This is a genomic window from Mycobacterium colombiense (assembly GCF_001953985.1).
Taxonomy (GTDB): domain Bacteria; phylum Actinomycetota; class Actinomycetes; order Mycobacteriales; family Mycobacteriaceae; genus Mycobacterium; species Mycobacterium colombiense_B.
Map to the genome: position 1 here is coordinate 66,429 of NZ_MBEI01000028.1, position 22,551 is coordinate 88,979.

Below are 22,551 nucleotides of genomic sequence, written 5' to 3' on the forward strand. Positions count from 1 at the left end.
GCCCCTACAGCTTCGAGATGTCGATGACGAAGCGGTAGCGCACGTCGCTGGCCAGCACGCGCTCGTAGGCTTCGTTGATGTAATCGGGCTCGATGAGCTCGATTTCCGGCGTCACGTTGTGCTCGGCGCAGAAGTCCAGCATCTCCTGGGTCTCGGCGATGCCGCCGATGTTCGACCCGGACAGGCTGCGGCGCGCCAGCGCCAGCGAGAACGCCCCCACCTCCATGGGGTGCTCGGGAATGCCCAACTCGACGAGCGTGCCGTCGACGTCGAGCAGGCTCAGATAGTCGTTGAGGTTCAGGTTCGCCGAGACGGTGTTGAGGATCAGGTCGAAGCTGTTGCGCAGCTTCTTGAAGGTTTCGCGCTCGGCGGTGGCGTAGTAGTGCTTGGCGCCCAGCCGCAGCCCGTCTTCCATCTTCTTCAGTGACTGCGACAGCACCGTCACCTCGGCGCCCATCGCCGCGCCGAGCTTGACGCCCATGTGGCCCAGCCCGCCCAGGCCGATGATCGCCAGGCGGGTGTCCTTGCCGGCCTTCCAGTGCCGCAGCGGCGAGAACAGCGTGATGCCCGCGCACAGCAGCGGCGCCGCCTTGTCCAGCGGCAGCGAGTCGGGGATGCGCAGGACGAAGTTCTCGTCGACGACGATCGCCTGGCTGTAGCCGCCCTGCGTCGTCGTGCCGTCCCTGTCGGTGGCGTTGTAGGTGAAGACGGTTCCGCGGCTGCAGTACTGCTCGAGGCCGGCCTTACAGCTGTTGCACTGGCCGCAGGAGTTCACCATGCAGCCGACGCCGACGTGGTCGCCCACCTTGTGTTTGGTGACCTCGGAGCCGACGGCGGTCACGACGCCGGCGATCTCGTGGCCCACCACCAGCGGGTAATCGGGCGTGCCCCATTCGCCTTTGGCGGTGTGGATGTCGGAGTGGCAGATTCCGGCGAACTTGATGTCGATCGCCACGTCGTGCGGACCCGGGTCGCGCCGCTCGATGGTGGTCTTGGTCAGCGGTGCCGTCGGCGAGGTGGCCGCGTACGCCGAAACTGTGCTCATGAGAATCCCTCTTCGATTCGATGCGTCGTCAAGAAGTTTAGCTAAGGTAAAAGTTCTTTCGCCATCGGACGGGGCGAACATCACGTTATGACGATGGACGCGGTTTTGCCGGACCGCCGTCAGTTGATCGGGGCGTTCACCAGGCGCAGGTCGTCGACGATGCCGCGGGCCGCGATCAGGCCCTCGCCGGTTTGCCAGATCTCGTCGTTGACGATGTAGACCCGGTTGTCCCGGTTGGCGGACAGCTTGCGCCACGGGTTGCTGTCCAGGATCGTGGCGGCCCGATCGGCGGCGGCCGGAGTGGCGCAGGACACGTACACCACGTCGGCGTCCGCGATCGAGAGGTCCGGATTCGTCGCCAGGTCCGCGTCGCTGCTGCCGATCTCGATGTACGGCTTGTCGGTGAACCGCTGCGACGCGGGCCGGTCCACCCCGACCGCACCCAGCACGCTGGCCGGGAAGTTGTTGGCGCCGAACACCCGGATCGTGCCGGCCGTCAGCTGCACGACCGATGCCTGATAGTGGGACGCATCATGCCGCGCGCCGATGTCGGCCGTTCGCTGGGAAAAGCCGCTGATCAACCCGTCCACCGCGGCCGTGCGGCCGGTGGCGGCGCCGACGGCGCGCAGGTTGTCCTGCCACACCGCGCCCGGTGCGGCCGTGAACACCGTCGGGGCGATCGCGGTCAGCTGCGGATACAGCGTCGGCGTCAACCCCTGCGACCCCAGGATCAGGTCGGGGTGGGCGCTCGCGATCGCCTTCAGGTCGGGGTGCGAGCGGGTGCCGACCCCGGGCAGGCCGTGCACCGCGCCGCCCAGGTAGGCGGGCTGGCTCGAGGACCCGTCCGGCAACGCCGCGCCGACCACCCGCGACTGCAGACCCAGCGCGCACAGCGTGTCGAGCTGGTCGCCGGAGAGCACCACGATGCGCTGCGGGTCGGCGGGCACCTGCGCGACGTCCGGGTTGACGCCCGCGGCGTTGTGGACTTGCCGTTTCGCCGAACCCGCATCGGCCCCGGCGGCGTCGCGCGCGCAGGAGTCGTCGGGCCTGCGGTCGTTTCCGAGCACGCCGGCGCCCGCGATCTGGGTCGTCGGAGTGACCAGGGAAGGGGCTGGCGCCTGGCCGGCGGGCTTGTCGGATCCGCAGCCGCTGGATGCCAGGACGAGCGTCGCCGTCACCGCGGTCGCCGCGGCCAGCCGGGCGGGTCTGATCACGCCGAACAACACGCGTCAGACGCTAACATCCGGGCAGCGTGGCGATCGCGAGCGCTGCGGAGCCGGGTGAAGCCCGGTCGCCACCATTCGGGCAGTTCGGCGCCGCCGCGCCGACGGACGCGCCGCACCGGCGAGCCATTTACGACAGTTTGTAGGACCAGCCCTGACGGCGCCAGAATCGACGGCTAAGATTCGTCTCAATACCGATTTTTGGGCCAGTGTCCGATCTGGATGTTTGGAGAAGCTGTTGACAGCCGAAGCGCCCCCCTTGGGACAACTCGAGGCCGTTCGTCCGTACCCGGACCGCATGGGCCCCAAAGGGAACCTCGTCTACAAACTGATCACCACGACCGATCACAAGATGATCGGCATCATGTACACCGTCACCTGCTTCGGGTTCTTCTTCATCGGCGGGCTGATGGCGTTGCTGATGCGCACCGAGCTGGCCGCTCCGGGGCTGCAGTTCCTGTCGAACGAGCAGTTCAACCAGCTGTTCACCATGCACGGCACGATCATGCTGCTGCTGTACGCCACCCCGGTGGTGTTCGGTTTCGCCAACCTGGTGCTGCCGCTGCAGATCGGCGCCCCCGACGTCGCCTTCCCGCGGCTCAACGCCTTCTCGTACTGGCTGTTCCTGTTCGGCGGGCTGATCGCGGCGTCCGGCTTCATCGTCCCGGGCGGGGCCGCCGACTTCGGCTGGACCGCCTACACGCCGCTGTCTGACGCCGTGCACTCGCCCGGCGCCGGGGGAGACCTGTGGATCACCGGCCTGATCGTCGCCGGTCTGGGCACCATCCTGGGTGCGGTCAACATGATCACCACCGTGGTGTGCATGCGCGCGCCCGGCATGACCATGTTCCGGATGCCGATCTTCACCTGGAACATCCTGGTGACCTCGATCCTGATCCTGATCGCGTTCCCGATCCTGACCGCGGCGCTGTTCGGGCTGGCCGCCGACCGACATCTCGGCGCCCATGTCTACGACGCCGCCAACGGCGGAGTGTTGTTGTGGCAACACCTGTTCTGGTTCTTCGGCCATCCCGAGGTGTACATCATCGCCTTGCCGTTCTTCGGCATCATCACCGAGATCATCCCGGTGTTCTCGCGCAAGCCGGTCTTCGGTTACACCACGCTGGTGTACGCCACCCTGTCGATCGCCGCGCTGTCCGTCGCGGTGTGGGCGCACCACATGTTCGCCACCGGAGCCGTTCTGCTGCCCTTCTTTTCGTTCATGACCTATCTGATCGCGGTGCCGACCGGGATCAAGTTCTTCAACTGGATCGGCACGATGTGGAAGGGGCAGATCACCTTTGAGACGCCGATGCTGTTCTGCGTCGGCTTCCTGATCACCTTCCTGCTGGGCGGTCTGACCGGCGTGATGTTGGCCAGCCCGCCGCTGGACTTCCACGTCACCGACACCTACTTCGTGGTCGCGCACTTCCACTACGTGCTGTTCGGCACCATCGTGTTCGCCACCTTCGGCGGGGTGTACTTCTGGTTCCCGAAGATGACCGGCCGGCTGCTCGACGAGCGGCTGGGCAAGCTGCACTTCTGGCTGACGTTCATCGGGTTCCACACCACCTTCCTGGTGCAGCACTGGCTGGGCGACCTGGGCATGCCGCGCCGCTACGCGGACTACCTGCCCAGCGACGGCTTCCAGCCTTACAACGTCGCCTCGACGGTGGGAGCCTTCATCCTGGGCGCGTCGATGTTCCCGTTCGTCTGGAACGTCTTCAAGAGCTGGCGTTACGGCGAGGTCGTCACGGTCGATGACCCGTGGGGCTACGGCAACTCCCTGGAGTGGGCGACCAGCTGCCCGCCGCCGCGGCACAACTTCACCGAGCTGCCCCGAATCCGTTCGGAGCGCCCGGCATTCGAGCTGCACTACCCGCACATGGTGGAGCGGCTCCGCGCCGAGGCGCACATCGGCCGCCACGCCACGGCTCTCGAGTCACCGAAGGGCTTCGGTCCGCGAACCGAACCCGATCGCTCGACTGCTGAGCAATAACGCGACGGCTGTCGGGCGTGAATCCACCACCCAAGGTGTCGGTGCTGATCACTGTCACCGGCGTGGATCAACCGGGCGTGACGGCGACCCTGTTCGAGGCGCTGTCGCGGCACGGGGTTGAGCTGCTCAACGTCGAACAGGTGGTGATCCGGCACCGCCTGACGCTGGGCGTGCTGGTCTGCTGCCCGGCCGAGGTCGCCGACAGCGCGCAGTTGCGCGACGACGTCGAATCGGCCATCCACAAGGTGGGTCTCGATGTCAGCATCGAGCGCAGCGACGACGTGCCGATCATGCGGGAGCCCTCGACCCACACCATTTTCGTGCTGGGCCGGCCCATCACCGCCGGCGCGTTCGGCGCGGTGGCCCGCGAGGTGGCGGCCCTGGGCGTCAATATCGACCTGATCCGCGGCGTCTCCGACTATCCGGTGATCGGCCTGGAGCTGCGCGTGTCGGTGCCGCCGGGCGCGGACGGCGCGTTGCGGACGGCCCTGAACCGGGTGTCCAGCGAGGAACAGGTCGACGTCGCGGTCGAGGACTACAGCCTGGAACGACGGGCCAAGCGGCTCATCGTGTTCGACGTCGACTCGACGCTGGTGCAGGGCGAGGTCATCGAGATGCTGGCGGCCCGGGCCGGTGCCGAGGGCAAGGTCGCCGCGATCACCGAGGCCGCGATGCGCGGTGAGCTGGACTTCGCGCAGTCGCTCGAACAGCGGGTGGCCACGCTGGCGGGCCTGCCCGCCAGCGTGATCGACGAGGTCGCCGAGCAGCTCGAACTGATGCCCGGCGCCCGCACCACGCTGCGTACCTTGCGGCGGCTGGGTTACGCCTGCGGCGTCGTGTCCGGGGGCTTCCGCCGGATCATCGAGCCGTTGGCCGAGGAGTTGATGCTGGACTACGTCGCGGCCAACGAGCTGGAGATCGTCGACGGCACGCTCACCGGGCGGGTCATCGGTCCCATCGTCGACCGGGCCGGAAAGGCCACGGCGCTAAGGGAATTCGCGAACCAGGTCGGGGTGCCGATGGCGCAGACCGTCGCCGTGGGCGACGGCGCCAACGACATCGACATGCTGGCCGCGGCCGGACTGGGAATCGCGTTTAACGCCAAGCCGGCGCTGCGCGAGGTCGCCGACGCGTCGCTGAGCCACCCCTACCTGGACACCGTGCTGTTTCTGTTGGGTGTGACCCGCGGCGAAATCGAGGCCGCCGACGCGGTCGACGGCGAGGTCCGCCGGGTCGAGATCCCGCCCAACCCGTAGCCCCGCCGGGCGTGGCGACCCGGCAGGGATTCGAGCGCCGCGGTACGGCACGATGGTCGGGTGCCCGATAACGGAAGCGAGTCAGCCGACCCCGATCTGCTGCTCGACTTCAGGCAGGTGTCGCTGCGGCGCGGCGGCAACGTTTTGGTAGGGCCAGTGGATTGGGCGGTCGAACTCGACGAACGCTGGGTGATCGTCGGGCCCAACGGCGCGGGCAAGACCTCGCTGCTGCGGATCGCCGCGGCGTCCGAACATCCCTCGTCCGGTGTGGCTTTCGTGCTCGGCGAGCGGCTGGGACGCGTCGACGTGACCGAGTTGCGGTCCCGGATCGGGCTCAGCTCCTCGGTGTTGGCGCAGCGGATTCCCACCGACGAGGTGGTGCGCGATCTCGTCGTCTCGGCCGGCTACGCGGTGCTGGGCCGGTGGCGGGAGCGCTACGAGGACGTCGACTACCAACGCGCCATCGACATGCTGGAGAGCCTGGGCGCCGAGCACCTCGCGGACCGCACCTACGGCACGCTGTCCGAGGGCGAGCGCAAGCGGGTGCTGATCGCTCGCGCGCTGATGACCGACCCCGAGCTGCTGCTGCTCGACGAGCCCGCCGCCGGCCTGGATCTGGGCGGCCGCGAGGAACTGGTCGCCCGGCTGGCCGACCTGGCCGCCGACCCCGACGCACCGGCCCTGGTGCTGGTCACCCACCACGTCGAGGAGATTCCGCCCGGGTTCAGCCACTGCATGCTGCTCTCGGAGGCCGAGGTGGTCGCCGCGGGATTGCTGACCGACGTGCTGACCGCCGAGAACCTTTCCACCGCGTTCGGCCAAGCGATCGCCCTCGACGTCGTCGACGGGCGTTATTTCGCGCGGCGTGTCCGCACCCGCGCAGCCCACCGGAGGCCGTTATGACGTCACCCGACGAACCACCCCCGCTGGTCGCACGGCCGGCCGCCACCGTGATGCTGGTCCGCGACGACCCGGGCGGCATCGCGGTCTTCCTGATGCGCAGGCACGCCCAAATGGAGTTCGCCGCGGGCACTGTGGTCTTCCCCGGCGGCGGTGTCGACGACCGCGACCGCAACGCCGACATCGCGTGGGCCGGCCCGCCGCCGCAGTGGTGGGCGCAGCGGTTCGGCATCGAACCCGACCTGGCCGAGGCGCTGGTGTGCGCCGCCGCCCGCGAGACGTTCGAGGAGTCGGGGGTGCTGTTCGCCGGGCCGGTGGACCAGGCCGTTTCGGCGCCGAACAGTATCGTCGGCGACGCCTCGGTGTACGGCGAGGCCCGCCGGGCGCTGGCCGAACGGTCGCTGTCCTTCGCCGACTTCCTGCGCCAGGAAAACCTGGTGCTGCGGTCCGATCTGCTGCGGCCGTGGGCCAACTGGGTCACCCCGGAGGCCGAGCGCACCCGCCGCTACGACACCTATTTCTTCGTGGGCGCGCGGCCGCAGGGGCAGCGCGCCGACGGCGAGAACACCGAATCCGACCTCGCCGGCTGGATGGCGCCCCGGGCCGCCATCGACGAGTTCGAGGCCGGTCGCTGCTTCCTGCTGCCGCCGACGTGGACGCAGCTGGATTCGTTGGCCGGGCGGACCGTGGCCGAGGTGCTGGCCGTCGAACGCCAGATCGTGCCGGTGCAGCCGCACCTGGAGATCCAGGGCGACAACTGGGTGTTCGAGTTCTTCGATTCCGACCGCTACCACCAGGCGCGGGAAGCGGGCGGCCTGGGGTGGCGGCATTGAGCGAGTTCGTCAGCGTCGTGGTCAGCGACGGCTCGCAGGACGCCGGGCTGGCCATGTTGCTGCTGTCGCGCCCACCGACCAACGCGATGACCCGCCAGGTCTACCGGGAGGTCATCACCGCGGCCGAGGAATTGGGCCGGCGCGACGACGTCGCCGTGGTGATCCTGTTCGGCGGCCACGAGATCTTCTCCGCGGGCGACGACATGCCGGAGCTGCGGACGCTGCGGGGCCCCGAGGCCGAGAGTGTGGCGCGGGTGCGGCAGGAGGCCGTCGACGCCGTGGCCGCGATCCCCAAGCCGACCGTCGCCGCGATCACCGGCTACGCGCTGGGTGCCGGGCTCACCCTGGCCCTGGCCGCCGACTGGCGGATCAGCGGCGACAACGTGAAGTTCGGCGCGACCGAGATCCTGGCCGGCCTGGTGCCCGGCGGCGACGCGATGGCCCGCCTGACCCGGGTGGCCGGCGCGAGCAAGGCCAAGGAGCTGGTGTTCAGCGGCCGCTTCTTCGACGCCGAGGAGGCCCTGGCGCTGGGCCTCATCGACGACATGGTGGCCCCCGACGACGTGTACGACGCCGCCGCCGGGTGGGCGCGCCGCTTCCTCGACGGGCCGCGGCACGCGCTGGCCGCCGCCAAGGCCGGGATCAACGACGTGTTCGATCTGGACCTTCCCGGGCGGCTCGCCGCCGAACGCCGCCGCTACGTCGAGGTATTCACCGCTGGTCAGGGCGGTGGCGATCTGGCGGATCCCGGCGGCCGTTAGGCTGCCCTGCATGACCAGTTCGACCGACGCCGTTCCGACGCCCCACGCCACCGCCGAGCAGGTGGAAGCCGCCCGGCACGACAGCAAGCTGGCCCAGGTGCTCTACCACGACTGGGAAGCCGAGACGTACGACGACAAGTGGTCGATCTCCTATGACCAGCGCTGCATCGACTACGCCCGCGGCCGCTTCGACGCCATCGTGCCCGACGAGGTGCTGCGCGAGCTGCCCTACGACCGGGCGCTCGAATTGGGCTGCGGCACAGGGTTTTTCCTGCTCAACCTGATCCAGTCCGGGGTCGCCCGGCGCGGATCGGTGACCGACCTGTCCCCGGGCATGGTCAAGGTCGCCACCCGCAACGGCCAGTCGCTGGGCCTCGACATCGACGGCCGGGTCGCCGACGCCGAGGGCATCCCGTACGAGGACAACACCTTCGACCTGGTCGTCGGGCACGCGGTGCTGCACCACATCCCCGACGTGGAGCTGTCGCTGCGCGAGGTGATCCGGGTGCTCAAGCCCGGCGGCCGGTTCGTCTTCGCCGGCGAGCCGACCAGCGCCGGCGACGTCTACGCCCGCGAGCTGTCGACCCTGACCTGGCGCATCGCCACCAACGTCACCAAGCTGCCCGGCCTGGGGAGCTGGCGGCGCCCGCAGGCCGAGCTCGACGAATCCTCCCGGGCCGCCGCGCTCGAGGCCATCGTCGACCTGCACACCTTCACCCCGGCTGATCTGGAGCGGATGGCGGCCAGCGCCGGAGCCACCGAGGTGCGGACCGTCAGCGAAGAGTTCACCGCCGCGATGTTCGGCTGGCCGGTGCGCACCTTCGAGGCGTCGCTGCCCCCCGGGCGGTTGGGTTGGGGCTGGGCGAAATTCGCCTTCAACGGCTGGAAGACGCTGAGCTGGGTGGACGCCAACGTCTGGCGCCGCGTGGTCCCGAAGGGCTGGTTCTACAACGTGATGGTGACCGGGGTCAAACCCTCCTGACTCCGTCTTTTCAAGGGCTCCGCTTCGGCACGGACGACGTCGGCTACCTGCGGTCGCAGGCGGGTGCCGCGGCGCTGGAAGCGGTCGCCGAACTCGAACTGACCGACGCCACCCTGGTCGCCGATGTCGCCGCGGCGCGAGCGCAATTCGGCGACCGGGCCGCGGTGCTGGTGGAGACGGTGTTGTTGCGCCGCCGCGCCGTGGAAAAACTGGGCGAGCTGGGCGTGTCGCACTGGCTCTTCACCGACGAGGCGCTGCAGCAGGCCACCGCGGCGCCGGTGGCGTTGCACCGGGCCAGGCGGCTGGCCGGCGACGGCGGCGTCGTCGTGCACGACGCGACCTGTTCGATCGGCACCGAGCTCGCCGCGCTGAGCGCCTGCGGGATCGCCGCGCTGGGCAGCGATATCGATCCGGTGCGGCTGGCGATGGCGCGCCACAACGTGGGCGAGTCGGCCTGGATCTGCCGCGCCGACGCGCTGCGCCCGGTCACCCGCGACGCCGTGCTCATCGTGGACCCGGCCCGGCGCGTCGAGGGTCGGCGGCGATTGCGCATCGACGACTACCGGCCCGGCCTGGGCTTGCTGCTCGACACCTACCGCGACCGGGACTTCGTCGTAAAGTGCGCTCCTGGAATCGGTTTCGATGAGGTGCGACACCTGGGCTTCGACGGGGAGATCGAGGTGACGTCGTATCGCGGCTCCGTCCGGGAAGCCTGCCTGTGGTCGGCCGGGCTGGCGCGGCCCGGTGTGTGCCGGCGGGCGAGCCTCCTGGATCGCGGTGAGCAGCTCACCGACGACGACCCGGACGACTGCGGAGTGCGGCCGGTCGGGCGCTGGATCGTCGACCCGGACGGTGCCGTGGTGCGGGCGGGGCTGGTGCGCCACTACGGCGCGCGGCACGGGCTGTGGCAGCTCGATCTCGACATCGCCTACCTCTCCGGCGATCGGCTGCCCGCGGCCGACCGCGGGTTCGAGGTGCTCGAGCAGCTGGTCTTCGACGAACGCCGGCTTCGCCAGGCCCTGTCGGCGCTGGACTGCGGGTCGCTGGAGATCCTGGTCCGCGGGGTGCGGGTGGACCCGGACGCGCTGCGCAAACGGATGCGGTTGCGCGGGCGCCGATCGCTGTCGGTGGTCATCGCCCGCATCGGTGCGCGCGGCGCCGGCCGGGCGATGGCGTTCGTTTGCCAACCCTCCCGATAACGCCGGGTACGCTGGCGGCGTCACTTCTCCGGGTCATCCGGCCCTGGCCAGTTTGCGAGGACAATTCCACGATGCGTTACCTGGTAGCCGCTGCGCTGCTCGCGGCGGCGGTCTTGGTGGGCTGGCCGGCCGCGGCCGACCCGCCGTCGTGCGCCAGCCTGGGCGGCAGCGTCGAGGACGGCCAGATGTGCCGCCTGCGCGCCACCGGCCCCAACTACATGCTCAACATTGCCTTTCCCGCCGACTATCCGGACGGGCAGGCGCTTGCCGACTACGTCACCCAGAACCGGGACGGCTTCGTCGCCGTCGCGCAGAGTTCCGGGGGGCGCGACCAGCCCTACCAGCTCGAGGCCACCACCGAGCAGCGCTTCGCCGGGCAGCCACCGCACAACACCCGCAGCGTCGTGCTCAAGTTCTTCCAGGATGTCGGGGGAGCGCATTCGTCGATCTGGTACAAGGCGTTCAACTACAACCTGGGGACCAAGCAGCCCATCACGTTCGACAACCTGTTCCCTCCGGGCGCCACGCCGCTGGACGCCATCTTCCCGATCGTGCAGCGCGATCTGGAACGCCAAACCCCTTTGGGCGCAGCGATTCTGCCGTCGACGGGACATGACCCGACGCATTATCAGAACTTCGCCATCACCGACGACCAGCTGATCTTCTACTTCGCCCCGGGCGAGATGCTGCCGGCGTTCGGCGGGCCGTTGCAGGCCCAGGTGCCGCGCAACGCCATCCCGCCGCTGGCGATCTAGTCCCGCCGTCGGCGGCGAGGGCTCAGACCGGGCCGGCCTGCAACTCCATGGCCACGGCGGCCAGCGCCAGCGCCACCTGCGCGATGCAACCGATGAGCGGGACGAAGAACGCCCGCCTCCGCCGCACCAGGAAATACACGGCGACGACGATGTCGATGACCAGGAGGGTGGCGCCGCCCCACGTGCCCAGGTTCATGGCCCGGTCGATCCAGGCGGGATCTCCGCATTTTCGGGACCCGCAGGCATCGGTCGTCATCACCAGCAGGCCCAGCAGCACAAAGCTCGCCGCATAGAGGCCGCCGTGGATGACCAGCAGGACGCACGTCGCCACGATGTCGGCGGTGCTGCCGCGCGGGCTTGCGGTGGTCTTGGTGGTCGCGGCGTCTGGCGCCGCGGTTTCATCGATCGGCACTACAGGAGTATGTCCCGGTCAGGCCGGGGCAAAACCGTAAACCTGGCCGTCGCTGGTGGCGGCTACCACCCGGCGATCGGTGCCGACCGATACCCCGACCGGATACCCGGTCGCCGCCGGCATCGGGTAGCTGCCCAGCGTGCGGCCGCTGCCCGGATCGAAGATCAGCAGCGACATGCCGGGGGCGCCGTTCGCCGGGGGCCCGCTGGCCACCGTGTAGCCGACGCCCAGGCCGGCCAGGCTCGACGTCGACAGAGGAAAAACGTCGTCGCGGCGCCACACCTGATCGGCGTGATCGCCGGCGTCCTTGAACGCCGCCAGCTTCGTGTCGGGCCCGCCGCCGGTCACGATCAGCCCCTGCGGGGTGACCGCGGGCGGCGTCTGCGCCAAGAAACCCAGCGGCGCCGACCATTTCACCTTCGCGTCGGCGGCGCGCAGTGCCCACAGTCGTTGGTCGCGGCCGTTGACGTAGACGGTCGACCCGTCGGCCGACAGGACCGGGCTGGCGATGACACCGGCGCCCACGGCGTCGCTGGTCCACTCGCGGGTCAGCAGCGGCGCCTGCCCCGGGTGGTATTTGAGCCCCACCAGGCCCGCGGCGGGAGCGCCGGGTTGCCAGACACCGAGCACCACCATCCCGGTGGCCGCCGAGAAGGCGGGTGCGGCCGCGACGGGGCAGCCCTGGCGGGCCGGCGCGCAGTCGGCCAGCCCGCGCGCGGCGTCGGTGGGGTCGACGCCGTCGACCAGGTCGAGCGGGCTCCCCGACACCTGGCCGCGATGGGAGTCGAAGATCAGCACCTGCCCCAGGTGCGTGGCCACCAGCAGCGCGCCCTGTCCGACGAATCGCGGCGTGGTGGGCATGCCGATCACCGGTTGACGCCACCGCGTCCACTGGGTCACCGGGAAAGACAGGAGCGCGCCGGGCTGGCCGACGTAGAGGTTGTCGAATCTGTCGAGCAGCGGGCCGCCGAAGCCGCCGCCCTGGGCCAGACGCACGCACCAGCGCTGCCGCCCGTTGTTGTTGTTCTCCCATTCCATCAGCGAGCATCCCGCCGAGGTTTGGGCGTTGAGGGCCAGATAACCGCGCGCGCTGAGCGCCGGTCCGGCGGCCAGGCTTCCCTTGACCGACCGGGTCCACTGCAGCGAGAGCTTGGTGGCCCCGTCGGTGGCGGTGTAGCTGCTGTTGGCGGCGTCGGCGTACTGCGCCGGCCAGCCCTGCGCGGCCGACGCGTCGACCCAGGAGTCGGTGTTGCCGCAGGCGCCGGCCCCGATGGCGATCACCGCCGCCAACACGACCGATGACGAACGCCGGAGCCCACTGACGAGTTGTCCGGCAAGCACCTTCGGTTTTCCCAATCCTTTTCGCGTGGCGGGCCGCGCGCGGGCGGACCCGGCCGTGGGGCGGCAATCGAGTACAGGTGAGGGTAACCCGTGGCGGTTCGCGGGCTTACGATTGATCGAGTTAGGCTGTCCGGCCATGACGAGCATGTGGGGTGCACCGGTCCATCGCCGTTGGCGTGGATCGAACCTGCGGGACCCGCGCCAGGCCAAGTTCCTCACGCTGGCCTCGCTGAAATGGGTGTTGCGCAACCGCGCATACACACCGTGGTACCTGGTGCGGTATTGGCGGCTGCTGAAGTTCAAGCTGGCCAACCCGCACATCATCACCCGCGGCATGGTGTTCCTCGGCAAGGGCGTGGAGATCCATGCGACGCCTGAGCTGGCGCAGCTCGAGATCGGGCGCTGGGTGCACATCGGCGACAAGAACACCATCCGCGCGCATGAAGGCTCGCTGCGGTTCGGCGACAAGGTGGTGCTGGGTCGCGACAACGTCATCAACGCCTACCTCGACATCGAGCTCGGCGATTCGGTGTTGATGGCCGACTGGTGCTACGTCTGCGATTTCGACCACCGGATGGACAACATCGACCTGCCGATCAAGGACCAGGGCATCGTCAAGTCCCCGGTGCGGATCGGTCCGGACACCTGGGTGGGCGTCAAGGTGTCGGTGCTGCGGGGCACGTCCGTGGGACGGGGCTGCGTGCTGGGGTCTCACGCGGTGGTCCGCGGGGTGATCCCGGACTACTCGATCGCGGTCGGCGCGCCGGCCAAGGTGGTCAAGAACCGTCAGCTCGCCTGGGAGAGCTCGGCCGCGCAGCGCGCCGAACTGGCGGCCGCGCTGGCCGACATCGAGCGCAAGAAGGCCGCGCGCTAGCCGCCCGCTTGCGGTTCCTGCGGTGACCTAGGGATGGCCACTCGTGCCACAGCAGTAACGTCTACGCACCATAGACCGCTTTCCGAATCCGCTAGCGCGGGCGCTAGCAGGTCGTACAGCGGTTACCGGCGGCGGCGCCGCAGTGGCGAACGCGATCAGATGCTCTGATAGCGGCGCAGCGCCTCGGTGCGCTCGGCGGCGTGGTCGACGATGGGCGCCGGGTAGCCGTGCGGCCGCTCACCCTTGCGCAGGTGCACGTCGTCGGCCGAGCGCAGTTCGGGTATCCAGCGCCGGATGTAATCGCCCGACGGGTCGAACTTCTCGCCCTGCGTGATCGGGTTGAACACCCGGAAGTAAGGCGCGGCATCGGTACCGCAGCCCGCACACCACTGCCAGCCGTGCTGGTTGTTCGCCATGTCGCCGTCCACCAGCTGGTCCAGAAACCATTGGGCGCCCCATTGCCACGGCAGGTGCAGGTCTTTGACCAAAAACGACGCGACGATCATCCGCACCCGGTTGTGCATGAAGCCGGTGGTGCGCAGCTGACGCATGCCGGCGTCGACGAAGGGAAAACCGGTCTCGCCGGCTTTCCATGCCTCGAAGCGGCGTTTGGCCTCGGCGCCGGTGTCGGTCGTAATGCCGTCGAAATCGCTGTTCCAGTTGCGCCAGGCGCTGGCCGGCCAGTGGTGCAGCACGTCGGCATAGAAGTCACGAAAAGCCAACTCCCGCAGGAAGGCTTGCGCCCCGCTGTTGCGCAAGTCCAGGTCGGCCACCAGGGTGCGGGGATGAATCGCGCCGAACTTCAGGTGCGCCGACATGCGGCTGGTCCCGGTCAGGTCCGGCCTGTTGCGGTCCTCGGCGTAGCTCTGTAATCCCTTGTCGACGAACGACTTCCACTGCTTGCGCGCCGCCGCCTCGCCTGCTGCCACCTCGAGGGCCAACCCGGGATCGGGGATCTCGCATTGCTCGATCCGCAGCTGCGCCGGGTCCAGCCAGCGTGCGGACTGCGCGGTCGACTTCGCCGGTGCGCGCCAGCCGTTCTTTTGCCACTGACGCAGGAACGGGGTGAATACCTGGTAGGGCGAGCCGTCCGGCTTGGTGACGCGGCCTGGTGAGACCAGATACGGCGAGCCCGTCGCCACCAGCGGCACCGAATCCAGTGCCGCGCTGACCAACTCGTCGCGGCGCTTACCGAACGGTGCGAAGTCCTCGGAGATGTGCACCGACGACGCATCGATTTCCTTGGCGATGCGCGGGATTTGCGTGTGGGGCTGCCCGCGGGTGACGAGCAGCCGGCCGTCCAGTTCCTCGCGCAGCCGCCGCAGCGAGTCACCCAGGTACTGCAGCCGGCGTTGTCCCGACGACTTTTCCAGGCGTGGATCGAGCACGAAGCAGGCGAGCACCTCGTCGTTCTCGGCCGCGGCGACCAGCGCCGGATGGTCACGCAACCGCAGATCGCGGCGAAACCACAATAGTGCCGGCATGATCTAGCGGTTGAGTCGCCAGATGTGGGTGGACAGGACGGTCGCGAAGCCACACCACAGCGGGTAGGGCAGCAACGCCAGCCCGCCGCGGGGCGTGGCTTGGGCCGTGCGCCTGACCAGATCGGCGCTGCTCGCCGTCAGCGCGGCGGCGCCGACCGCGCTCGCGCCGAGTTTGTGATACCCGAAGAACAGCCAACTCCATCCGGCATTCAGGAGCAGGTTGGCCGTCAGCGCCACGGCGTAGTTGCGTGCCTTGTCGTGTTGCCCGGTCGCGCGAAACCGGTCGATGGCCACTGCCGACGTGCCCGCGATGTCGGCGTAAAGCGTCGTCCACACGGTGGGGAAGGCGGCGCGGGGCGGCTGGTAGGAGGGCTTGCGAAGCCGCGAGTACCACCGGGGAATGGCGTTGCTGCTGGCGATGCTTCCGGCGCCGGCGGCTGCGGCGACGGCCAGGCTGGTCGCGGCCGGTATCGACCTGTTCACGGTGTGCTCCGTTCTGGTTGTTTCCGGTCCGCTTGTTGCTCAACGGCTTTGGTGTGGGCAGGATTGGTGGGCCACCAGATCCGGTCACCGATGAGGGCGAACAGGGCCGGGATGACCAGCGTGCGCACCACGAAGGTGTCGAGCAGGATGCCCAGGCCGACGATGATCCCCAGCTGGGTCAGGACGATCAGCGGCAACACTCCGAGCACGCAGAACACGGCGGCCAAAACGATTCCCGCGCTGGTGATCACGCCCCCGGTGGCCGACACAGCACGCACCATCCCACCGCGGGCACCGTGCTGCGCGGCTTCCTCGCGGGCCCGGGTGACCAAGAAGATCGTGTAGTCCACGCCGAGGGCCGCAAGGAACAGAAAGGCGAACAGCGGGGTGGTGTTGTCCAGCGCCGGAAAGCCGAAGACGTGCAGGCTCGCCCAGCCGCCCATGCCCAGCGCGGCCAGCGCGCCCAGGATCGTCGCGGCCAGCAGCGTCGGTGGCGCGAGCGCCGACCGCAGCAGCATGTAGAGGACGATCAGGATGACGGCCAGGATCGCCGGGATCAGCAGCACCCGGTCATGGGTGGCCGCGTCGCGAATGTCCAGGGCCTGTGCGTCGGCGCCGCCCACCAGCGCGTGCGGGTCGGCGGCCCGTGTCGAATCCCGCAGCGCGGCAACGATGTCGAATGCCCGCTGTGACGACGGCGGCGCGTCGATCACGATCGACCACTTCGTCAGCCCCGATCCCGACCGGCCGGACTCGGTCGCCGAGACGACGCCGGGGGTGGACGTGATCGCCCGCTGTACGGGTGCGGCATGATCGGTGGGGGTGACGACCAGCGTCGGGTTGGCCAGGCCGGCCGGAAAGTGTTCGGCCACAACGGTGTAACCGGTTACCGAGTCCGCACGGACCCGGAACTGCTCGGTCTGCGACAAACCGATCCGAATTCCGAACAGGCCGGCGCCCAGGGCCGCCAGCACGGCGATCGCGACCGCGGCGACCAGTGCGGGGCGCCCGCCCACCCAGTCGGCGACGCGATGCCAGCCACCGGAGTCCAGGGTTTCGTCGTCCCCGGCGTGCGGGATGAACGGCCAGAACAATCTCCGGCCGCACACGGCCAGCAGCGGGGGCAGGATCACCAACACCGAAATCGCGGCAACCACAAGGCCGCACGCGGACAGGGCGCCCAGGCTGCGGGTGCTCGGGGTGGACGCGAACAGCAGGGTGAGCAGCGCCAGCACCACGGTGGCGTTGCTGGCGACGATGGCCGGCCCCGCCCTGCGCACGGCATGACGCAGCGCTGTGCGGTGCGCGGACTGGCGCCGCAGCTCCTGGCGATATCGGGAGATCAGCAACAGCGCGTAGTTGGTGCCGGCGCCGAAGACCAGCACGCTGGTGATCCCGGAGGTGGCACCGTCGAAGCTCAGCCCCGTCAGTGATGCCACCGCCGTGCCGGCCGCGGCGGCCACCCGATCGGCGAATCCGACCACGAGCAGCGGCACCAGCCACAGCACCGGGGAGCGGTAGGTGGCGATCAGCAGCAGCGCCACCACCGCCGTCGTCACCGCGAGCAGGGTGACGTTGGCGTTGGTGAAGGCGCTGGCGATGTCGGCGCCGAATGCCGGCCCGCCCGTCACGTGCACCTCCAGGTCCGAGGGCATGCCGCCGGCCGCGGCCGTGCGCAGCGTGGCGACGGCGTCGCCCAGGGCGAGCCCGGAGAGGTCGGCGCTGATCGGCACGACGCCGAGGACGGCCTTGGAATCTTGCGAGGGCATCGGAGGTGCGCTCTGATTCGCGCCGGGCTGCGCCGCGGCCTGCACGCGATCGAGTGCGGCCTGGGCGGCGGCGATATCGGACGGGCCGAGGACCCCACCGTCGGTGCGGCTGACCACCACGATCAGCGGGGCCTTGTCACCCCCGGGAAACTGCTTTGCCAGCGCGTCGACCTGCGCGGATTGCGCCGCTACCGGAACCGATCGCGGGGACTGGCCCGCGGCGTCTTTGCCGCCGACGAGAACCATGAATGCGACCCCCACCAGGGCCGTGACCAGCGCGAGCAACCATGAACGCCGACCCGTCACAGCGGCGGCCAGGGAATCCCACACCACGAATACAACCCTTTCAGTTTGTTAAACATTAATCAACTGAAATGACGCATCGCCACGCGGCAGCTCCGGCGGTGCGCAAGAGGGGGCACTATGGACATTATGAACGCGGGGCGGGGGCAGTGCCGGGACGCGAGGGGGTACCTGCGATGACCGCTGACCGGGGGGAGATGACCACCCGCAAGCGGCGCCACATCGACGTCTGCCTGAACGAGCCGGTCGGCTACGACGGAGTCAGCACCGGGCTGGAACGCTACGCATTGCCATACAACGCGCTGACTCAGACGAACCTGGGCGACATCGACTTGTCCACCGGTTTTTTCGGCGCCAACCTGCGGGCTCCGATACTGATCGGCGCAATGACCGGGGGCGCCGAACTGTCCGGGACGATCAATCGCAACCTGGCGGCGGCCGCCCAACAGCTGGGTCTGGGCATGATGCTGGGCTCGCAGCGGATCATGCTGGACAGTGCGCTGGGGGAGCGCGCCGCGGACAGCTTCGCGGTGCGCGACGTCGCCCCGGATGTATTGCTGTTCGGCAACATCGGCCTGGCGCAACTGACGAAGACCGCCGTTCCGGATCTGGCCAAGGTCCTCGACCGGGTGGGCGCCGACGCGCTTGCCGTGCATACCAATCCGCTTCAGGAAGCCATGCAGCACAACGGTGACACCGATTTCTCCGGGTCGCTGAGCAGGCTGCGCGAGGCGGCTGACAGCATCGACTATCCGGTGCTGCTCAAGGAGGTCGGGCACGGGATCGGTGGGGCGGCTGCCGCGGAACTCGTTGGGGGAGACGGCGAATTGCCGGTCGCCGGAATCGACGTCGCGGGCGCCGGTGGCACGTCGTGGTCGCGGGTCGAGCAATTCGTGCGGTACGGCGAACTGCGCTATCCGCACCTGGCCGATTGGGGCATCCCCACCGCCCGCGCGATTGTCGAGGTGCGTGAGGTGCTGCCGGCGATCCCGTTGGTGGCATCCGGCGGCATCCGCACCGGCATGGATGCGGCCAAGGCGATCGCGCTGGGCGCCGACGTGGTGGCGGTGGCGCGGCCGCTGCTGCGCGCGGCGATCGAATCGACTGCGGCCGTGGTCGATTGGCTGAAGCCGTTCATCGACGAGCTCAGGGTCTGCCTGCACGGCTGTGGCGCCGCGAAGCTGGCGGACCTGCGCGATGTCGACCTCGTCGGCGTGGCCTAGGCTCGCGCGACGTGGCCGTCATCTTGGCGTACGGTTCGCCGGCCCTGGGCCATCTGCTGCCGACGGGGGCCCTGCTGGCCGAGCTGGTGCAGCGAGGCCATGACGTTCATCTGCGCACCATGTCGGCCGGCGTGCCGGCGATGCGATCAGTCGGCGTGCACGCCGAGTCGGTCGACCCGGACATCGAGGCTATCGCCGGCAACGACTGGCAGGCGCGAAACGCTCTGGCAGTGCTGAGATTATCGATCGACGTGCTGTGCCGGCGGGCGGTGCTGGAGATCGGCGACTTTCGGCGGGCGGTGGACGCGATCCGACCGGATGCGGTCATCGTGGATGCGAATTGCTGGGGCGCCTTGTCGGCGGCGGACGCCGGCGACATTCCGTGGCTGCTCTTCTCGCCGTTCACCCCATATTTGCGCTCCCGCGGCGTGCCGCCGTTCGGTCCCGGAATGCGTCCACTGCCGGGCATCGCCGGCGGCATCCGGGACGCCGGGGTGCGGCCCATCGTCAGGCACGTGTTCGACCGGCCAATGTTACCGCGCATCAACGCCATTCGTGCTGAGCTGGGTGTGCCCCCGGTGACATCGGTGGACGCCTTCATGCGGCGCGCCCCCCTGGTGCTGGCCGTGGGTGGCGAGCCGTTCGAGTACCCGCACCCCGGCTGGGCCGGTCTGGTGCACCACATCGGCGCTTGCGTATTCGAGCCCACGCCGACGGCAACACCGGAGTGGATCGACGCCATCGACCGCCCGATGGTGCTGGTGAACACCTCCTCGCTGCGGCAGGCGGACGAGGCCCTGGGGCGAATCGCGTTGCGCGCGCTGGTCGGCGAGGACGTTCATGTGGTGGCGACGTTCCCGGCCGGTGTACCCGCCGATCTGCCGCGCCCGGCGAACGCGACCGTATGCCGTTTCGTGCCGCACTCGGCCATCCTCGCCAAGGCCAGCTGCGCCGTCACGCACGGCGGGATGGGCACGACGCTGAAGGCCCTCGATCGCGGCGTGCCGGTCTGCGTCGTGCCGTTCGCGCGTGACCAGGCCGAGGTGGCGCGGCGGGTCGAGGTTGCCCGCTGCGGCACCCGCCTGGCCGCGAAAAAGCTCACCGCGGCGCGGCTGAGGGCCAAGGTGCGCGAGGCGATGAAGATGGCCGGCGGTGCGCACCGGGTGGCGGCCGGATTCGCCGCGACGGGGGGCGTGGCCCGCGGTGCCGACCTGATCGAGCAGCGGCTACTGGGCTGCGCGGCCGAGAGGCCGGTCCACTAGACGCCGCGTTTCACCGGGCTGCGGCGGGTTTTCGCCGTCGCGCGCTTCGGTTCGGGCGCGGCCGCTTTCGGAGTTGGTGCGACGAGTCGGGATTCGAAGCTCGCCATGGCCTCGATCATCGACGTGAACACCCGATGTGCCGCCGCCAGGTCGCGATCGGGTAGGTCGGCCAGCGCGGTATGTAGTTCGGCGCCAAGGGGAGTGAAAAACGACCGGGCCAGGGCCATCCCCGGCTTCTCGTAGCGGAGCAGCGTCTTGCGCCGGTCCTGGGGATCGGGTTCGCGCCGGACGTGACCGGCGTCGATCATGCGATCGACGAGATAGGTGATCGCGGCCGGTGACACGTCCATGCGCCGTCGCAGCTGTGCCGCGGTCAACGGTTCTCCGGCGGTTTCGGCGACCATGATGTGCAGCAGCGCGTGGAAATCGGTGCCGCTGACGTCGTTCTGGCGGGCGAAGTGCCGGCCGATGCGGTCGGACTGCGCTGTGATCGCGCGCATGTCGGCCGACATCAATTTCTCGAGTTCGGCCCGGTCTAATCGCCGGTCAGCGGCGGCGCGCTTGGTCACTTACCCGCATCCTTCTTGCAAGATACGCCGGCGGGCCAACACTGAGAGCAAACACGCCCGCAGTGTTCCCGGTGCGATTGGTGGCCATCAGCCTACGGCACCCCGCGGCGGCTCAGCCGCGGCCGGCGGGCGCTATCGGGACTTCGCCGGGTCGTGGCCCCAGTTCATCAACGAGTATCGCCACGGGCTGTCGTCGATCTTGCCGTCCGGGCGTTGCGCCAGGTGGCGTTTGGCGTAGCCGACCACCTTTCGCATGTGCGCGTAGTCGGCGTCGGTGAGGTCGGCACGTTTGGCCCTGAGTATCTCGACGATGTGCCGGCCACTGGCGTGGCCGGTTGACTCGTCACCGTCCTGCTTTTGGCCGACGCTCTTGGATTCCTCGGTGCCGAGCCACTTTTCCAGCTCGCGTGCTGTCATGTTGACGGTGTCGCGGAAGCGATCCCAGGTGGTTTGTTGGTCATCGGTCATGGTCAGTCCTCGTGGATCGGCGTTCACGCGAATCACTTTGCGCGGCGCAGCGCATCCGGCTTGTGCACCGCGTCCGCGCCCGTCTTGTCGCTGCGCACCCTGTACTGCGGCTCGTCCTTGGACGCCCGCACCGTGCGTCCGGCGGCTTCGGTGTCCGAGGTGATTTTGCCTTCGACCGTGCCCCGGACCGTGGTGCCGTGGCTTTGCCACTCGACCTTGTCGCCCTTGTTGAATTCATTGTCGCTCATCGGGAGTCGCCTTTCGCCGATTCATCACTGGGGGACGCGGTGTGGGCCGGGTGGCCGGCGGTGCGGCGGCGCTGTTTCAGTGCCATCTCGTGGACATGGCGGCGACCGTCGGTGAGTCGGGTCCGCACCAGCTGTTCGGTCTCCTTGAAGCAGCGGTAGTAGCCGTCGTCATACTCCTCGACGACCTGAAAGCTCCACCGGCCGGCCAAGACATTGCGTCCGATCAGCTCGCTACTGATGTGTCGCGCCAGCTCGGCCTGGCCGATGTCGTCCAGCTGCGCCACCGCCTCGTCGAGTTGCAGGTCGGCGCGACCGGTGAGCTGGTGGAAGGAATACAAATGCCCGCGGGCACGCTCGATGGTTTCCAGCGCCTCGGTCACTCGCCCTACCGCCTGCGCGACGCCGTCAAAGTCGGCACTCGCTCCGTCACTCATCGCATTCCTCCCCCGCGCTGGCCTATGGCATTCCCGCCGTGAGGGTCACCGAATCGCCGGAATCAGCGATTCATAAAGTGAATGGTTAAGAGTTTGGTGGGAGCTGTGCGCGGCGCGGCCAGGCGGTTTGAACGAGTGCGCCCCGGGTATCTGGTGTGACGATGACTGTGATCGAGACTTCCCGGCGCCTCGGGCGCGCGGAGCGCAAAGTACTGCGCCTGCAACGACGTCTGTGGCTTGCGCAGGTGGCCATGTGGCCCGCCGTGATCGTCCTGGCGGTCCTGCTGGTGGGTGGTGTGCTCTGGGTGGTGCGGCGGAGGTCAACCGGTGGTCGGCATGCCGCGGCTGAAGCGGCCAACGCCCCGGCGGGCGAATACACCCCATGAGACGGCGGCGGCGGTGAACGCGAGCGCCTGCGCGGCGCCGACGCGGCCGGACGGCACGAAACATCCCGTCACGTAACGGTCGATGAATCCGGACGTGGGCAGCGGATCCATCCCCGCGCGGCGGCGCGCCCACGATTCCACCGACGTCAACGGGCAGCGCAGCCCGAGCACCACGACGGCGACGCCCCAGGCAACCGCCGGCACGTGCAGCACGATGGTCCTCGGCCAGCGCAACGCCAGGAAGCCCCCGCTCGGCACGTACAGCAGGTATGCCAAATGTGCGCCGACGGTCACCGCGACGACAGCGACGTAAGGCTTGCGCACGGTTGAATTCTTCCACGC

The 22,551-nt window shown here is 69.1% G+C and carries 23 protein-coding genes; 11 read left to right on the forward strand and 12 right to left on the reverse strand.

The genetic code is table 11. The annotated features are described in order from the left end of the window. Positions 1-4: 4 nt before the first annotated feature. Complete coding sequence (locus tag A5732_RS05165; RefSeq protein WP_076101161.1) at positions 5-1,045, reverse strand: NAD(P)-dependent alcohol dehydrogenase; 1,041 nt, start codon at positions 1,043-1,045, stop codon at positions 5-7. Positions 1,046-1,164: 119 nt separating this feature from the next. Continuing rightward, the gene (locus A5732_RS05170; RefSeq protein ID WP_076101163.1) at positions 1,165-2,271 is read right to left on the reverse strand and encodes an iron-siderophore ABC transporter substrate-binding protein; all 1,107 of its coding nucleotides are present in this window, start codon (positions 2,269-2,271) and stop codon (positions 1,165-1,167) included. A 235-nt stretch (positions 2,272-2,506) separates the two neighbouring features. Here A5732_RS05170 and ctaD point away from each other — a divergent pair, with 235 nt between their 5' ends. The 8 genes from ctaD to A5732_RS05215 all read left to right on the forward strand — a co-directional run bounded on the left by ctaD (position 2,507) and on the right by A5732_RS05215 (position 10,953). Then, positions 2,507-4,267 carry an aa3-type cytochrome oxidase subunit I gene (gene ctaD, locus A5732_RS05180; protein WP_139334546.1) on the forward strand — a complete coding sequence of 587 codons (1,761 nt, stop codon included), beginning with the start codon at positions 2,507-2,509 and terminating at the stop codon, positions 4,265-4,267. A gap of 17 nt (positions 4,268-4,284) precedes the next feature. Further along, on the forward strand, positions 4,285-5,523 hold the full coding sequence (serB, locus tag A5732_RS05185) for a phosphoserine phosphatase SerB (protein ID WP_076101166.1): 1,239 nt from the start codon (positions 4,285-4,287) through the stop codon (positions 5,521-5,523). Between the two features lie 60 nt (positions 5,524-5,583). After that, positions 5,584-6,426: an ABC transporter ATP-binding protein gene (locus A5732_RS05190; RefSeq protein ID WP_064952272.1), complete on the forward strand. Its 843-nt coding sequence runs from the start codon at positions 5,584-5,586 to the stop codon at positions 6,424-6,426. After that, the gene (locus tag A5732_RS05195) at positions 6,423-7,256 is read left to right on the forward strand and encodes an NUDIX hydrolase (RefSeq protein WP_076101169.1); all 834 of its coding nucleotides are present in this window, start codon (positions 6,423-6,425) and stop codon (positions 7,254-7,256) included. Before A5732_RS05190 ends, A5732_RS05195 begins: the two co-directional genes overlap by 4 nt. After that, positions 7,253-8,017 (forward strand): enoyl-CoA hydratase, encoded by a 765-nt coding sequence (locus tag A5732_RS05200; RefSeq protein WP_142254528.1) that lies wholly within the window; start codon positions 7,253-7,255, stop codon positions 8,015-8,017. Before A5732_RS05195 ends, A5732_RS05200 begins: the two co-directional genes overlap by 4 nt. Before the next feature lie 10 nt (positions 8,018-8,027). Next, complete coding sequence (locus A5732_RS05205; RefSeq protein WP_076101260.1) at positions 8,028-8,999, forward strand: class I SAM-dependent methyltransferase; 972 nt, start codon at positions 8,028-8,030, stop codon at positions 8,997-8,999. Then, complete coding sequence (locus tag A5732_RS05210) at positions 8,996-10,198, forward strand: THUMP-like domain-containing protein (protein WP_216351567.1); 1,203 nt, start codon at positions 8,996-8,998, stop codon at positions 10,196-10,198. The genes A5732_RS05205 and A5732_RS05210 overlap by 4 nt, the downstream gene beginning before the upstream one ends. A 71-nt stretch (positions 10,199-10,269) precedes the next feature. After that, on the forward strand, positions 10,270-10,953 hold the full coding sequence (locus tag A5732_RS05215; protein WP_076101173.1) for an esterase: 684 nt from the start codon (positions 10,270-10,272) through the stop codon (positions 10,951-10,953). A 22-nt stretch (positions 10,954-10,975) separates the two neighbouring features. On the opposite strand, the gene A5732_RS05220 is transcribed toward A5732_RS05215, so the two are convergent. Together A5732_RS05220 and A5732_RS05225 are read right to left on the reverse strand one after the other, a co-directional pair. Then, the gene (locus tag A5732_RS05220) at positions 10,976-11,365 is read right to left on the reverse strand and encodes a DUF6264 family protein (protein WP_076101175.1); all 390 of its coding nucleotides are present in this window, start codon (positions 11,363-11,365) and stop codon (positions 10,976-10,978) included. An 18-nt stretch (positions 11,366-11,383) separates the two neighbouring features. Beyond that, positions 11,384-12,706 (reverse strand): outer membrane protein assembly factor BamB family protein, encoded by a 1,323-nt coding sequence (locus A5732_RS05225; protein ID WP_076101177.1) that lies wholly within the window; start codon positions 12,704-12,706, stop codon positions 11,384-11,386. A gap of 136 nt (positions 12,707-12,842) precedes the next feature. Between A5732_RS05225 and A5732_RS05230 the strand changes: the two genes are divergently transcribed. Further along, positions 12,843-13,580, forward strand: coding sequence for an acyltransferase (locus A5732_RS05230; RefSeq protein WP_064952277.1), 738 nt, complete (start codon positions 12,843-12,845; stop codon positions 13,578-13,580). A gap of 155 nt (positions 13,581-13,735) precedes the next feature. On the opposite strand, the gene A5732_RS05235 is transcribed toward A5732_RS05230, so the two are convergent. Genes A5732_RS05235 through A5732_RS05245 form a run of 3 tightly spaced genes read right to left on the reverse strand, consistent with a single transcriptional unit; the run spans position 13,736 to position 17,649 of the window. Next, positions 13,736-15,064 carry a cryptochrome/photolyase family protein gene (locus tag A5732_RS05235; RefSeq protein ID WP_076101180.1) on the reverse strand — a complete coding sequence of 443 codons (1,329 nt, stop codon included), beginning with the start codon at positions 15,062-15,064 and terminating at the stop codon, positions 13,736-13,738. A gap of 3 nt (positions 15,065-15,067) precedes the next feature. Beyond that, positions 15,068-15,547 carry a TspO/MBR family protein gene (locus A5732_RS05240; RefSeq protein ID WP_076055283.1) on the reverse strand — a complete coding sequence of 160 codons (480 nt, stop codon included), beginning with the start codon at positions 15,545-15,547 and terminating at the stop codon, positions 15,068-15,070. Beyond that, entirely contained in the window at positions 15,544-17,649 is a 2,106-nt protein-coding gene (locus tag A5732_RS05245; protein WP_076101182.1) for an MMPL family transporter, read from the reverse strand. Before A5732_RS05245 ends, A5732_RS05240 begins: the two co-directional genes overlap by 4 nt. Positions 17,650-17,795: 146 nt before the next feature. On the opposite strand from A5732_RS05245, the gene fni reads away from it, so the two are divergent. Continuing rightward, complete coding sequence (fni, locus tag A5732_RS05250; RefSeq protein ID WP_076101185.1) at positions 17,796-18,842, forward strand: type 2 isopentenyl-diphosphate Delta-isomerase; 1,047 nt, start codon at positions 17,796-17,798, stop codon at positions 18,840-18,842. Between the two features lie 11 nt (positions 18,843-18,853). After that, positions 18,854-20,104: a glycosyltransferase gene (locus tag A5732_RS05255; RefSeq protein ID WP_076101187.1), complete on the forward strand. Its 1,251-nt coding sequence runs from the start codon at positions 18,854-18,856 to the stop codon at positions 20,102-20,104. Here the strand turns inward: A5732_RS05255 and A5732_RS05260 are convergent. From A5732_RS05260 to A5732_RS05280, 5 genes are all read right to left on the reverse strand, one after another. Further along, a complete protein-coding gene (locus tag A5732_RS05260) occupies positions 20,101-20,673 on the reverse strand; it encodes a MarR family winged helix-turn-helix transcriptional regulator (RefSeq protein WP_076055290.1) in 573 nt (190 codons plus the stop codon). The two genes, A5732_RS05255 and A5732_RS05260, sit on opposite strands and share 4 nt — an antisense overlap. 132 nt (positions 20,674-20,805) lie before the next feature. Continuing rightward, positions 20,806-21,141: a DUF3140 domain-containing protein gene (locus tag A5732_RS05265; protein ID WP_076101190.1), complete on the reverse strand. Its 336-nt coding sequence runs from the start codon at positions 21,139-21,141 to the stop codon at positions 20,806-20,808. Between the two features lie 32 nt (positions 21,142-21,173). Further along, positions 21,174-21,389 carry a DUF2945 domain-containing protein gene (locus tag A5732_RS05270; RefSeq protein ID WP_076055294.1) on the reverse strand — a complete coding sequence of 72 codons (216 nt, stop codon included), beginning with the start codon at positions 21,387-21,389 and terminating at the stop codon, positions 21,174-21,176. Beyond that, complete coding sequence (locus A5732_RS05275; protein WP_076101192.1) at positions 21,386-21,823, reverse strand: hypothetical protein; 438 nt, start codon at positions 21,821-21,823, stop codon at positions 21,386-21,388. Before A5732_RS05275 ends, A5732_RS05270 begins: the two co-directional genes overlap by 4 nt. A gap of 320 nt (positions 21,824-22,143) precedes the next feature. After that, on the reverse strand, positions 22,144-22,533 hold the full coding sequence (locus tag A5732_RS05280; RefSeq protein WP_076101194.1) for a DUF2784 domain-containing protein: 390 nt from the start codon (positions 22,531-22,533) through the stop codon (positions 22,144-22,146). Positions 22,534-22,551: the final 18 nt, after the last annotated feature.